We start from the raw sequence: 13,203 nt of genomic DNA on the forward strand, positions 1-13,203 counted from the left end.
CAGGCGGTAGCTGCCAAGGTCGCTTGACCTCATTCCGGCACAGGCACGAACGCACAGTTGTCCCAGCAAGACACCGCGGCTTCGCTGCACGATTTGTCGTCGAGGCAGTCCTCACACGCCTGCACCCGATCCTCCGTCGCCTCACTGGCGTCGGCCTCGTCCTCGCAGTAGTCGGTGCATTCCGTCACGTCGATGTCGGTCACGCAGTCGCTGTAGGTGTCGCAGATCTGCGCGCAGTCGACGGTGTTGTTGGCCTCTTCGATCAGCGAGTTGTCGCTGCTGCAGCCAGCGAAGGCCAGGGTTGCGGAGAGACAGACCAGAGTCAGAAAGTGCTTCATAAGTTCCTCGTGTTGTATTTGCGCTCGACTTCACGTCGTCGAAGCGTGGAGTTGAGTTACCCGGAGGAAACAAATCGCTCCAGGGGCCCGTCGACGCGCAACCGAGTGCTCGTCGAACGTTGCATCCTCCTAAGCAGCGGTTGTGCCAATCGCACGGTTTGGGGCGCGGGTCGCTGAGTGCCTCAGACGCTCGAACCTGCCGCACCTATGCCTGGGCGCATCGTTGACGCGGCGTTCGCAGCTGCGATCCCACGTCCCGTGCGCTTTGCGGTCGTTTGACCCAGCTCGCTTCGAGTGGCGGAAGGCAACGCCGCCACTCGCGTCTCCGACCGCTCTGCCGATGCCCCGCGACGCGTGCGCCACGTGGACTTACGCCGCCGTGCCCCGCACTGCGCGGCGTTTCAGCGCAGTAACTCGTCGCTGGTACGCTTCAGTCGAAGGTTTCGGAGACTTTTCGCCGGTCTGGTTTGCCGTTGGGGAGCTCAGGCAGGCGCTCCACCCAGCGCCAGCGCCGGGGCCGCTTGTGTGGCGCGAGGCTCTGACAAAACGCCTGAAAATCGCCATCTCGAGACGCATCTCCCACGAGCAGCGCGCCGACGATCTGGCCAAACGTGGGATCCGAAACGCCGGCTACCAGGGCGCGCGACACTCCGCTGCACTCGATCAAGCGCGCCTCGACTTCGGTCGGGTGCACGTTCTCTCCGCCCGTGATGATCACGTCGTCGATGCGCCCGAGGACGCGCAGCCAGCCGTCCTCGGTGAGCTCTCCGGCGTCGCTAGTGACGAACCAGTCGGCTTCCAGCCCGGCGCCCTGGTCGGTTTCATTTCCTCGAGGCAAGTAGCCACGCATCAGCTGAGGTCCAAGGGCCGCGATGCGCCCTGCCCGGATCTCGAGCTGAGTGCCGGCCACAGCCGTCCCCACGGCGCCATCTTCGCGCAGCGGGCTCCCCAGAGGTTGGGTGGCGAGTTGCGAGCAAGCCTCGGTGGCGCCGTAAGTCGTGAGCGTCGGGATCCCGCGCCGTCGTGCCTCGGCGATGGTCTGTGGGCGCGCCGCCGCGCCGCCGACCAGCGCGGCTCTCAAGCTGGGCGGCGGAGCCCACCCGTCCAGCCGCTCGAGCTGAGTCGGTACCAGGCTCATCAAGCTCACCTGGTGTCCTTCGACCGCCCGCGTGAGGCGCCCCAAGTCGAGCCCGGCGCCCGGCTCTGGTAACACCACGGTGCGCCTTGCCGCGAGGCAACGCAGTACGATGGACAAGCCGCCCACGTGTGCCAGCGGCAGACTCAAGAGCCAGCGGTCGTGCTCGAGCCAGCCGAGGTTCCGCTGAGAGGCGTGGGCAGCGGCCAAGAACTGTTCTGCGCCGAGCAGCACGCCCTTTGGTGTCCCGGTGCTGCCGCTCGTAAAGAGCACAGCCTCCCAGCGCCTCCAGGCTTCGTCTCTCAGCGCGCGGCTCATTTGGGGGTGAGGCGCGCTGCTTTGCGCCGGCCAACCCGCTTCAGGCAACGTTGAAGTGTCCAGCACCGGGGCCGCCGCGGTGCGCGGAAAACCGCCCAGCAACTCACGGCGCTCGGCCGGGTGCAGGCGCGGGTGAACGAAGGCGATGGGCAGGCCCAGATCGATGGCGGCGAGCGCCAGCTCGATATGGCGCCTGCTCGCTTCAGCGACGCAGGCGAGCAGCGGCGCATCCAAGAGCCCTTGCGCTGCTAGCCAACCCTGGGCCGCCTGGGCGCCCGCCCAGAGCTCTCCATAGCTCAGCGGCTGACCCGCATCGATCAGCGCAATTCGCGAAGCCTGCTCGCCAGCGACCCGGCCCAGTGACAGGGTGGCTGGTGGCTGACTCAACCGCGCACCGCGAACTCGGTGTCGAGCCCCGAGGTCTCCCACGGAGTGATGTACCCCGCGGCAACGAACGGCGGTGGGCGCTTCGTGGTGGCTCCTACCGTGGACGGCGGAGCCAAGCCGCTCGACAGCTTGCGGCTGCTGATCGCGATCGCAACTGCGGCCACCGCCGTGTAGCCGAAAGCGCCTTCGAAGCAGTGGCTTACGGTGACGTCGACTCCCACGCTGCGCGCTTGATCGGCGACGTCCAGGCAGCGCGCGAGCCCGAGGCACGTCGGCTTCAGCACCACAGCGCGGGTCTGTAGCGTGCCGAACCAGGCCTTGACCATGCTTGGGGCGTTGAACAGGCTCTCATCCACGCCCAAGGCGCATGGCGATGAGTTGCCAGCGCTGAGCCAGGCTACCAGCTCCTCGCTGCTGAGCGGTTCCTCGAGGAAATCCGGCTGGTACTCGCTGAGCGCCTTCAACGCGTCTCCGAGTTGCTTCGCGGAGAGGCCTTGATTCGCGTCCAGGCGCAAACACCCTCCCCCCAAACCACCCTCCTTGAGGACCTCTGAGATGGCCTTCAACTCGCTCGTGGCCTGCTCGAGGTCCGCACCGAGCTTGTACTTCACGCAGCCATAGCCAGCGGCGATCAGCTCTTTCGCGGCGGCGGCTGGGTTGTCTTGAGGCAAGAGTGCGCAGAGGGGCACGGAGTCGGCGTTGCCTTCATCCGTTGGTGGCAGCAAAAGTTCCCATGCGGGAATTCCAGCCTGTTGCCCAATCCAGTCCATCGCAGCCGAGCTCAACGCAAAGCGCGCGGAGGGCAGGCTACGCGGGACCATCGCCTCGATGCGCGAGAGCAAGATACGCGGCTTGGCGTAGTCCGGCGGGTCAATCTCCAGAGGTTCGATATCGGAGAGCGCCTCGTAGGCGGCATCGAACTCATCGGGGCTGTACCCAGGCAGCGGCGCGAGCTCGCCGGTGCCTGTGGTGCCGTCCTTGGAGATCAGGTGCACCAGCGCGCTGGGACGCGATGTCCAGCTACCGCTCGAGGTGGTGAGGTTCAGTTCCAGGTCGCGCCTCTTGTCGAGGCGCACGCGACAACGGGCAGCGCGCATACTCACTCTTCAAATTAGTTTGGTTAGTGTCAGGCCAATTGCGAACAGCAAGCCAAAGATGGCGAGGTGCTTGGCGGTCCTCACGAGCGTCTCGTTGAGGACCACGCCGCGTTGTTTCGCGGCACCCGGCCCAGGGGCGAGTGGGCGCAGGTCGCGAAGCATGGATCCCACGTTCTTGATCGCCAAGGGCAAAGCCAACCAAGGCAACATGACCCAGGGTTTCAGCGCTGCTTGAGCGGCTCCGTCGGCGCTCCCGAGTGGATTTGCAAAACCCGCACCAAGCCAGAGCAGCGGCGGAACGAGGTAAGAAACCGCGTAGAGTAGAATGTATTCCGCCACGCCCGCCCGCTTGCCAAAGCGGACTGCCAACGTGCGCTTGCCTGCCTCGCGGTCCGTGTCGCAGTCCCGCACATTGTTGACCACCAGGATGGCCGTCGCCAGCGCGCCGACTGGCAGGCTCGCGAGCCAAGCGAGGCGTGTCAGCTCGTGCAGCTGCACGTAGATGGTCCCCAGTACCGCGACGAAGCCGAAGAACAACATCACGAAGACATCGCCCAACCCGTGATATCCGAGCGGATACGGTCCTCCGGTGTAGGCGATCGCAGCCGCGATGGAGCACAGGCCAATGACGATGATCACCGGACCCGCGACCCACGTCAGGTAGATCCCCACCAGCAGCGCGAGTCCGAACACCAGCCACATGCCGCGCTTCATGCCTTCTGGCGACACCAGTCCGGCTTGCACCGCGCGGGTTGGTCCCAGGCGTTCCTCGGTGTCGGCGCCCTTCTCGAAGTCAAAGACGTCGTTCGCGAAGTTGCTGCCAATCTGTAGGAGTCCCGCGCCGATCAGCGCTGCCAGAGCAGGACCGAGCTTGAAGCCGCCGGCCAGGAACGCGCAGGCGGTGCCCACCAAAACGGGCACGGAGCTCGCGGACAACGTCGCAGGGCGACATGCGAGCACCCACGCGCCGAAGCTACCGGGTGCGGGCAGCTTGGTTGGCTGCGGCGGGGAGTCTAGTTCGGAGGAGGACACGCTGTGTCCGCGCTTCTTAACACCTGCGCGATGAAATCGGGACGCTCGAGCAGTACGTTGTGACCGGAGCTTGGCGCCACTTGCAGATCCCCCTGGGGCAGCTGCCGAACGATGCGCGTGGCGATCTCCAGGAACTTCGCGTCCTGCTCCCCAACCACCAAGTGCACGGGCAGCTTCAACGTATGTAGGCGCTCGACGTACGCGGGCATTTGCCCGAGCCCAAGGCTCCGCAGGGCACATGCCAGGCCGAGCGCCGTGTGGGTCATGCGATCCCGCGACTGAGCTTCGAGCTTCGCTTCGTCGAGGGTCTTTTGAGTCTCCCACAAGGGTAGCGTCATCCAAGCGCGGATGAAGGCGGTGATGCCTTGGCGCTCCAGCAGCTCGCACCAGCCTTCGTCAGCCTGTACGCGTTGTTTCCGCGCGGCTTCGCTCTCGAGCCCGGGGTGCACTCCTACGAGCGTCGCGCTGGCGAACTGGGTCTGGTCGTGCATCAAGAGGCCAAGCGACACGCGACTCCCAAGGGAGTAACCGATCAGGTGTGCTCCACGGAAACCCGCCTCGTCGATCTCACGGCTCAACCGCTCGACCTCTTGCTCGAAGCTGCTCGCCGCAGACGGACCGCCGGCGTGCCCAACCAGGATGGGCGCGAACACGCGGGCCTGCGTCGGGGCCAGCGCTTCTGCGACCCAGCGAAAGGAACCTGGCGTTCCGGTAAATCCGTGAAGAAAAACGATGTCCATGAACGGCGCGGCGGTCCGTCGGGTGACGGTCGCGGGAGGGGAGGTGATGGGGGTGCGAGGGTCGGCGCGCGACCTACAGCGCCGCGGAAATACGCTCACTCGCGCGGCGCCACAAGGCGCGCTGAGCAGAAATGCTGGATTGGTCTGCCACCCGTACTTCTACTACCGCTGCAGCATTGCGGTTCAGACAGGCATCCAGTGACGCCTTGATCTCACTTCGGGTGTTCGCCTGGAAGTATGCGATCCCGTGTATCCCCGCGGCGTGCTCCAAGTTCGCGCGATGAGGTGTGGTCCACGGCTCCAGCGCTGCCGCGTCGACCTCGGAGGCGAGGGGCAGCATCTCGAAGATGCGTCCGCCCGCGTTGTTGATCACACAGACCACGAGGGGCTGAGTTGCGCGCAGAGCCGCCCCAAGGCCACCTAAGTCGTGGAGAAAGCTCAAGTCTCCGAGCAGCAACAGGTGCGGCCCAGCAGCTCCTGCCAGGCGCGCGCCGAAGGCGCCGCTCACGTTGCCATCGATGCCGTTCAGGCCGCGCTGAGAGAGCACCCGACCAGGCAGTCGGTGGCGACGAAACCAATCCACCTCACGCACCGCCAAGCTATTGCCAACGCTCAGCGTCGCCGCTTCCGGGAGGTTTTGTAGGACCGCGTCGAAGGCGCTCGCCTCACTCAGCTGCGACTCCCCGTCGCACGCCTCGAGCACCTCCACGAGCGCGGCCCCACAGGCAGCTTCTACTCGCATCAGTCGCTCGCAGTAGAGCTCGGCGGCGGGGGCCGTTTCGAGACGCGTCAACAGGCGCCTCAAGCTCGGACCCAAATCAGCACGCTGCACGCTCGCGGCGCGATTCGCTGGATCTTGATAGCCGAACGGGCAGATCACGTGACGTTCGATTTCGAACTGGTCGAGGACACGCAGCAGGCTGCCCGAGGTCGGTGCGGGACCGAGCTGCAGTATCACGTCCGGCGTGAGTTCCCGCCGCGCCGCTTCGTCTCGCAGCCAGGTGTCGAAGCGAGTGACGGCGTCTCCGCTTTCGGCGTTGCTCGTCGCTTCGCACCACAGCGGCCAGCCGCTCGCCTTGGAGATGCGCTGCAAGAGCTCGCGCGGCGCCGCTTGGCTTGGTGACAGCGGACCGCACACGATCGCGCCCCGCTTCGCCTGCTTCAGGCGCTGAGCGAGGTGCTCCGCCGCGACCTCGCTGATGCTAACTTCCGTGCGGATCAAGTTTTGGGGGTGAGGGCCCACCAGGGAGTCAACGAAGCTCTTGAGCGGACCGTCTGGCTCCGGCTCCAGCGGCTTGCGCGCCCTGACGTTGAGCTGCACGGGCCCAGGAATGGGACCGATGCTGGTTGCGTATGCCTGCAGCGCTATACGACGCAAGCCGCGCCAGGCGCGCAAATCGCTCTCCGCTTGCCCCAGCTCGAAAAAGCCCACGGCTTGGTCTCCGTAGAGCTTCAGCTGATCGAGAGTCTGCGGCGCGCCGCACTGGCCGAGCTCCGTGGGCCGGTCACTGGTGACCAGGAGCAGCGGCAGGCCGGCGGCTCGCGCCTCAACTACCGCGGGGAAATAGTTGGCGGCGGCGCTACCCGACGTGCACAAGAGCGCCGCCGGTTTGCCGCTGGCGCGCGCGACACCCAGCGCCACGAAGCCCGCCGAGCGCTCATCCAGCACGATCTGCGCGCTCGGTCCGTCAGGCTGCCTGGTGAGTTGCATCAGCGCCCAGGTGAACGGCGTCGAGCGCGAGCCGGGGCTCACGACGAAGTGCTCGACCCCCGCGTCCCACAGCGTGTGCATCAAGAGGCGCGCCCAGCTGCTGGTCAGGTGGGCCGCAGTAGCGCTGTCCGGGCCTCGGCTGTGCATGACGAATCCTAACGGAGCAGCAAGCCTAGCGGAGCACCAATCCCGATGGATCAGGCGATGCCGAGCGCGCGAAGCAAACTAGTGAGCTTCACTTCGGTCTCGGCGAACTCGCTCTCCGTCTCGGAACCACGCACGATGCCCGCGCCGGCGAACAGGTGCGCCTCGTTGCCGCTGAAAACACCCGAGCGGAGCCCCACCCAGAACTCGCCGTCGCCTGCGGCGTCGTACCAGCCGAGTGGGCCCGCGTACCAACCGCGCTCCAGCGCCTCATGCTCGCTCAGGAAGTCCAACGCGAACTGGCGGGGCACGCCGCCGACCGCTGGTGTCGGGTGAAGTGCCTCGACCAGCTCCAGCACGTGACGCTCGGGGTCCGCCGCAAGCTGACCTTCGATGGGCGTCTGCAGGTGCACCACGTGGCGTAGCTCCCGCACCAATGGCTCCTGCGCTGCCTGGATTTGGCTGCAGAACGGCTGGAGGCAGCGCAAGATTTCCTCCACCACATAGGCGTGCTCTTCGCGGTCCTTCTGGCTCGCGAGCAGCGCGCGCACCGCCTCGGCGACGGAGCCAGACGCGTGCTGCGTGGGGAGAGTGCCTGCGAGCGCCTCGGTCTGAATCTGTCGGCCAGAGCGCCGTAGCAATCGCTCAGGCGTTGCCGCGAGGAATTCAGCCTGAGCGAAACGGAAGGCCACGCGATTGACGTTTGGCGATCCTTGGAGTCGCTGCAGAACCGCCAGCGGGTCTACCGGGTGCTGCAGGGTGAAGCGGGTCTTGCGCGCGGCGACGATCTTCTCTGCGCCGCCTCGTGCGATTGCATCCAGGATGGAGCGGATCAAGGCATCCCAGCTCTCATAGCTGCTCGCCTCGGTGCTCACGACGTCACCGTGAGTCTGACGGATCGCGATGCTGTTCGGCGCCTCTGCGTGACGGAGCCCGCTCAAGATCTCACGTAGCTCAGCGCTGATCTTCGCCGCGTCACGCTCCTCGGGACCGAGCGTCAGGGTCAACCATGCATCGTCACCGGCGACCGCGTAGCGCACTCGCGGGAGTAAAAATCGCGCCTCGCCGAAGGTTTGCCAGGGCTCACTCAAGCCGTCGCCCGAGCCAGCGCTCTGAAATGCGAACCCGCCAAACAGGCGCGCTGCGGGAGCCTCGGGAGCGAGCAACTCACGCGCTTCACGCAAGACCGCGCCGCGCTCGGCGCAGACGCGAAAGCGCTCGCTGCCAGAACTGGCGATCTCGTGAGCTGTGCCAAACCCGGAGAAGTGGGTTGCGGCTGGGGGTGCCCAGAGAAAGCTCGCGGCTTCTCCCCGCATACTCAGGAGCGTATCCGCAGGGACACGTGGAGCAGGGATGCTGAGGCTGACTAGGCGCGTGCCCGCGCCACGTTCCAGCGCGCCTAAAATGCGCTGGTCGAGGGAGCCTTTGTAGTCGGCTGCCTCGTGTGGCCCGGCCGGGCTCAGGCTAGGGCCGAGCGAGCTCACGTCAGTCAGCCTCCGCAACTTTTGGGGTGGCTACGTATAGGTGACACACGCCGAACGTCAGGGGCTGCACCTGCAGCACCTCGAGGTTGCTCTCGCGCATCAGCGCAGCGAACTCCTCTGCGGGCGGGAACGCCGCGATGGATTTCTCTAGGTACCGGTACTCTTTGGCCCCAGACAGCCACGCGCCGAGGCGCGGTACGACCTGATGGACGTGGAAGCGTGCGAGCGGCCCAAGCACGCCGCGTGGTTCGGACAGCTCCAGGATGGCAATTCGACCACCAGGTCGAGTCACGCGAGCCATTTCTCGCAGCGCCTTCCCTCGGTCCTCGGCGTTGCGGATGCCGAATGCCATGCACACGCCATCAAACTGATCGTCGTCGAAGTGCAGCTCCTCAGCGCGGCCTTGCACCATGCGGATGCGCCCGGTCAGGTCATGGTCGTGCACCTTCTGGCGCCCTACTTCGAGCATCCCGGCTGATGGATCCAGCCCGACGACCTCGACCTCTGGGTGCGTCTCGGCGACCAGAATGCCTAGGTCACCTGTGCCCGTCGCGAGGTCAAGCACCTGAGCATCGCCTTTGAGGGCCAACGCGCGGACGGTCTTGCGCCGCCAACCCTGATCAATCCCCAAGGAAATAATACGGTTCAGCAGGTCATAGCGATCGGCGATGCGATCGAACATTTCACCTGAACCACCTCGGGGCTCATCCCCCAGCGCGCTTGATTTCGACTCCACCTGATTCATGTTCGAGCCTCCATCCGAGGCAATTCCGCGGGCGCCGCGACGGCTGCACTGTCCATTGAGCCCGCGCGCTCACCGTTCGAAGTTTTCGCGCGGAAACCGAGTTCGGCGGCCAACGCCTTCAGCTCCTGGGGAGCGAGCGCCTGAGGACCGTCGCTCAACGCTTCGCCCGGGGCATCGTGGGTCTCCAGCAAGAGCCCCGCAGCGCCGACCGCCAACGCGGCTTTCGACAACGCCGGGATCAGATCGCGACGGCCGCAGGCGTGGCTTGGGTCGACCAACACCGGCAGATGGTGGACGTGACTCAAGAGCGCTACCGCCCCGAGATCCAGCAAGTTCCGTGTGGTCGTGTCGAAGCCACGGATCCCGCGCTCGCAGAACACCACGAACGGCGCTCCGTGCAGCAGGCAGTACTCGGCGGCGAGCAGCCACTCCTCGACGGTCGCGCTCATGCCGCGCTTGAGCAACATGGGCCGCTCATGTTCCGCGGCGCTCGCGAGCAGGCTGTAGTTCTGCATGTTGCGGCAGCCGATCTGAAGCAGGTCGGCGTGCTCGGCGACCGCCGGGGCTTGCTCTGGAGCCATCACCTCGGTGACCACGCCCAAGCCGTGTTTGCGTGCCGCTGCCGACAGCCACCCCAGCGCCTGCTCGCCCTGGCCTCGGAAGGAGTAGGGAGACGTGCGGGGCTTGAAGGCGCCGCCGCGGATCAGCCGCGCCCCGACGTTTGAAATCCGCGCGGCAATCGCATCGATTTGCTCCGGCGATTCGACGGCGCAAGGGCCGGCAATCAGCAGCGGCTCCTTGCCCAGCGCAACGCCGCACAAGCTGGGGTGCTTCGGCTGCGCGTCGAGCAGGGGATGGGGTGACTTCGGGAGCGCGACGTCGCGAACTCCCGGGATAGCCAACAGCTCCTCTCGGCTCACCCGTCGCGAGCTTGGCTCAATGAGGAAGCAGACCTCTTCGGTGCCCTCCAGGCGTCGCACCCAGAGCCCGTGCGCGACCAGCGCCCGCTGGACGCTGGCGGTGTCGGTACCGATCTCCAAGTTGACGATCATGGGCTGCAGGATTTGGGGGTGAGGGGGCTACGGGAATCGCTGCGTGGAGACGCTTCGGCTATTTTACAGCTGCTTTCGAGAGCGTCGATAGTTTCAAAATCTCTTGAAGGTTTAGTGGTGGCACCCCCTGGCGTCAAGCGACCACGCCACCTGCAGCCGCTTCTGGAGGCGAGAAACGAGCCCCCGACCGAACCCTGCTCAGACGCTCAGATTGGCCCGACCGTCCGTCCACAATCGCGGTTTACAGACGTTCAGGGCCGGGAGAGAACGCGCCCATGCCCGAGTTCATTTTCACGATGCAAGGAGTCACCCGTGTCCACCCCCCGGACAAGAAGGTGCTCGAGAACATCACCCTGGCCTTCTACCCCGGCGCCAAGATCGGGGTGCTCGGCATCAACGGGTCGGGCAAGAGCTCGCTGCTGAAGATCATGGCGGGAGTCGATCAAGACTTCATCGGTGAGGCCAAGCCCTATCCAGGGACCAAGATTGGCTACTTCGCTCAGGAGCCCGATCTCGGCAGCGCCACTACCGTGAAGCAAGCGGTGGATGAGGCCGTCGGTGAGACCAAGGCGCTGCTCGACGAGTTCGAGGCCATCTCGATGAAGCTCGGCGAGCCGATGAGTGACGATGAGATGACGGCGTTGCTCGAGAAGCAGGGCAAGCTGCAAGATCAAATCGACGCGGCGGATGCCTGGAACCTCGACACCAACGTCGAGATCGCCATGGAAGCGCTGCGTCTTCCACCTCCAGACGCCGAGATCAGCAAGCTCTCCGGTGGTGAGAAGCGGCGCGTCGCGCTCTGCCGCATCCTACTCGGGCGCCCCGACATGCTCCTGCTCGACGAGCCGACCAACCACCTCGACGCCGAGAGCGTTGCGTGGCTCGAGCGTTTCCTCCAGGAATACCCGGGCACCGTCGTGGCCGTTACTCACGACCGCTACTTCTTGGACAACGTTGCTGGTTGGATCCTAGAACTCGACCGGGGTCGCGGATACCCATTCAAGGGTAACTACTCAGCGTGGCTCGAGCAGAAGACGGAGCGCCTCGCCCAAGAAGAAAAGTCCGAGAGCGCTCGCCAGCGAAAGCTGAAGCAAGAACTCGAGTGGGTGCGGGCGTCACCCAAAGCTCGCCAAGCCAAGAGCAAGGCACGCCTCCAGGCCTACGACGAGTTGATGAATCAGTCGTCGAGCAAGAGCGTGGAAGGCGGTGAAATCAGCATTCCGCCGGGACCGCGCCTGGGTGACGACGTGATCGAGGCGGAAGGGCTAGCCAAAGCATTTGGCGATCGTGTGCTGTTCGAAGGCCTCGACTTCCGTCTGCCTCGAGCGGGGATCGTCGGCATCATCGGCCCCAACGGCGCCGGCAAGACCACGCTCTTCCGCATGCTCGTCGGTGAGCAACAACCCGATCAAGGCGAGCTCAAGGTCGGGGAAACGGTGCAGATTTCCTATGTCGACCAATCCCGCGAGGAAATGGGCACCGAGAAGACGGTGTTCGACGTGATCAGCGGCGGCAACGAGGTCGTGGAGATCGGCAAGCGTGAGGTGAAGGCGCGCGCGTACTGTTCGTGGTTCGGCTTCCGCGGCAGCGATCAGCAAAAGCCGGTCGGCAAGCTCTCGGGCGGTGAGCGGAACCGCGTGCACCTCGCCAAGCTGCTCAAACAAGGCGGCAACGTGTTGCTGCTCGACGAGCCGACCAACGACCTCGACGTGGAGACGCTGCAGTCCCTCGAGCAGGCCCTGCTCGACTTCCCCGGCTGCGCGGTGGTGACCAGCCACGATCGCTGGTTCCTCGATCGCATCGCGACCCACATCCTCGCCTTCGAGGGCGATAGCCAAGCGGTGTGGTTCGAAGGCAACTTCGAGGCCTATGAGGCCGACCGTCGCCGGCGGCTCGGTGAAGACGCCGACCAGCCCCGGCGCATCAAGTACCGCGCAATCAAGATCTAGAGGCCGGACCCGCCTACGGGGCTCCGGTGGAGAATTTCGAGTCTAAAGGGCTCAAGGACGCCGCCCGCCTGCCGCTCTCAGTGGCGTGCTGCCTTCAAGAAACCGCCCCGTGGACTATGGGCGCGGCGAGTACACCCTCGCTACGCCCACAGTCGATCCTCAATCCATCGTGGCTGAGCTGCTCGCCACGTTTCGCGCACCTGGCTATCAACCGCCTCGCCTACCCGCCGTGGGCATCAAGTTGCTCGAGTTGGCGAATGATCCCGATGTGGACATGCGCAAGATCGCCGAACTGCTTCAGCAGGACGCGTTGCTCGCAGGCGAAGTCGTCAAGCTCGGTCAGGCAGCAGCCTTCGGCCGTGCTGCGCCCGGTTTGACCATCCAGGGAGCGGTCACGCGTCTCGGCCTCCGCCGGGTGAGCGAACTGTTCCTCGTCGCATCGATGAACATGCGCGTCTTCCGCGCCAAGGGCTACGACGAGGTGATGGGGAAGCTGCAGAAGCACAGCCTGGTCGTGGCCTACCTGGCAAAGCACATCGCCCAGCAAGCGGGGCTCCGAGCGGACCATGCGTTCTTGTGTGGGTTGCTGCACGAAGTGGGCACCGCGGGTGCGCTGATCGCCCTGAGCGAGAAGGCGACGAAGCAGCGCAAGCAACCGCCGGCGCCGTCGATGTTCGCGGACGCGCTCATGGAAGTGTCCGGGCAAGCGAGCGGGGTCCTCGCGCGGGTTTGGGGGCTCGCGCCGGATGTCGTACTCGTGCTCCAACACCACCAACAGCCGATGGTCGACGGCAAGCCGCTGCGGGTCGGTATCGTGGTCCATGCCGCGGACGGCATCGCTTACAACAGCGGCTACGGTGTGTTTGGGGGGGAGGCGCGCTGTATCGACTGCGCGGTTCGCACCCTGGAGCTCAGCGACGAGCAATTCGAGGCAGCGCTCGAAGGCGCCTGGAAGGAGCTCGCGGCCTTCGGGATCGAGCCCAAGGACTGCGCCGCCTGAAGACCGCGGCGCCTGAAAGACTGCCGCCGCCTAAAGACTGCGTCGACTGAGCCTGAGGCGCCGGGGCGGGC

General features: G+C 65.5%; 11 protein-coding genes. 2 read left to right on the forward strand and 9 right to left on the reverse strand.

What is annotated here, in order from left to right; all coding sequences use genetic code 11:
• Positions 1-29 precede the first annotated feature (29 nt).
• The 9 genes from H6718_20730 to aroF form a co-directional block, all read right to left on the reverse strand.
• The gene (locus H6718_20730; protein MCB9587842.1) at positions 30-338 is read right to left on the reverse strand and encodes a hypothetical protein; all 309 of its coding nucleotides are present in this window, start codon (positions 336-338) and stop codon (positions 30-32) included.
• 430 nt (positions 339-768) lie between these two features.
• The gene (locus H6718_20735) at positions 769-2,178 is read right to left on the reverse strand and encodes an AMP-binding protein (protein ID MCB9587843.1); all 1,410 of its coding nucleotides are present in this window, start codon (positions 2,176-2,178) and stop codon (positions 769-771) included.
• Positions 2,175-3,275 carry a hypothetical protein gene (locus H6718_20740; GenBank protein MCB9587844.1) on the reverse strand — a complete coding sequence of 367 codons (1,101 nt, stop codon included), beginning with the start codon at positions 3,273-3,275 and terminating at the stop codon, positions 2,175-2,177. The genes H6718_20735 and H6718_20740 overlap by 4 nt, the downstream gene beginning before the upstream one ends.
• Positions 3,276-3,284: 9 nt before the next feature.
• On the reverse strand, positions 3,285-4,265 hold the full coding sequence (locus H6718_20745; protein ID MCB9587845.1) for a 1,4-dihydroxy-2-naphthoate polyprenyltransferase: 981 nt from the start codon (positions 4,263-4,265) through the stop codon (positions 3,285-3,287).
• Positions 4,266-4,288: 23 nt separating this feature from the next.
• A complete protein-coding gene (locus H6718_20750; protein ID MCB9587846.1) occupies positions 4,289-5,047 on the reverse strand; it encodes an alpha/beta fold hydrolase in 759 nt (252 codons plus the stop codon).
• A 73-nt stretch (positions 5,048-5,120) separates the two neighbouring features.
• Positions 5,121-6,905, reverse strand: a complete 1,785-nt coding sequence (gene menD, locus H6718_20755) for a 2-succinyl-5-enolpyruvyl-6-hydroxy-3-cyclohexene-1-carboxylic-acid synthase (protein ID MCB9587847.1) — start codon at positions 6,903-6,905, stop codon at positions 5,121-5,123.
• A 50-nt stretch (positions 6,906-6,955) separates the two neighbouring features.
• On the reverse strand, positions 6,956-8,386 hold the full coding sequence (locus H6718_20760; GenBank protein ID MCB9587848.1) for an isochorismate synthase: 1,431 nt from the start codon (positions 8,384-8,386) through the stop codon (positions 6,956-6,958).
• A 1-nt stretch (position 8,387) separates the two neighbouring features.
• On the reverse strand, positions 8,388-9,131 hold the full coding sequence (gene ubiE, locus H6718_20765; protein ID MCB9587849.1) for a bifunctional demethylmenaquinone methyltransferase/2-methoxy-6-polyprenyl-1,4-benzoquinol methylase UbiE: 744 nt from the start codon (positions 9,129-9,131) through the stop codon (positions 8,388-8,390).
• The gene (gene aroF / locus H6718_20770) at positions 9,128-10,183 is read right to left on the reverse strand and encodes a 3-deoxy-7-phosphoheptulonate synthase (protein ID MCB9587850.1); all 1,056 of its coding nucleotides are present in this window, start codon (positions 10,181-10,183) and stop codon (positions 9,128-9,130) included. The genes ubiE and aroF overlap by 4 nt, the downstream gene beginning before the upstream one ends.
• A gap of 275 nt (positions 10,184-10,458) precedes the next feature.
• Here aroF and ettA point away from each other — a divergent pair, with 275 nt between their 5' ends.
• Complete coding sequence (ettA, locus tag H6718_20775; GenBank protein MCB9587851.1) at positions 10,459-12,132, forward strand: energy-dependent translational throttle protein EttA; 1,674 nt, start codon at positions 10,459-10,461, stop codon at positions 12,130-12,132.
• 109 nt (positions 12,133-12,241) lie between these two features.
• Positions 12,242-13,132 (forward strand): HDOD domain-containing protein, encoded by an 891-nt coding sequence (locus H6718_20780; protein MCB9587852.1) that lies wholly within the window; start codon positions 12,242-12,244, stop codon positions 13,130-13,132.
• The last annotated feature ends 71 nt before the right edge of the window (positions 13,133-13,203 follow it).

This window comes from Polyangiaceae bacterium, from assembly GCA_020633205.1.
Taxonomy (GTDB): domain Bacteria; phylum Myxococcota_A; class Polyangia; order Polyangiales; family Polyangiaceae; genus JAHBVY01.

Bases quoted from the DNA above. Each gene is read 5' to 3' on its own strand.
- aroF (MCB9587850.1), bottom strand. From the start codon at position 10,183: ATGATCGTCAACTTGGAGATCGGTACCGACACCGCCAGCGTCCAGCGG.
- menD (MCB9587847.1), bottom strand. From the start codon at position 6,905: ATGCACAGCCGAGGCCCGGACAGCGCTACTGCGGCCCACCTGACCAGC.
- ettA (MCB9587851.1), top strand. From the start codon at position 10,459: ATGCCCGAGTTCATTTTCACGATGCAAGGAGTCACCCGTGTCCACCCC.
- H6718_20730 (MCB9587842.1), bottom strand. From the start codon at position 338: ATGAAGCACTTTCTGACTCTGGTCTGTCTCTCCGCAACCCTGGCCTTC.
- H6718_20740 (MCB9587844.1), bottom strand. From the start codon at position 3,275: ATGCGCGCTGCCCGTTGTCGCGTGCGCCTCGACAAGAGGCGCGACCTG.
- ubiE (MCB9587849.1), bottom strand. From the start codon at position 9,131: ATGAATCAGGTGGAGTCGAAATCAAGCGCGCTGGGGGATGAGCCCCGA.
- H6718_20750 (MCB9587846.1), bottom strand. From the start codon at position 5,047: ATGGACATCGTTTTTCTTCACGGATTTACCGGAACGCCAGGTTCCTTT.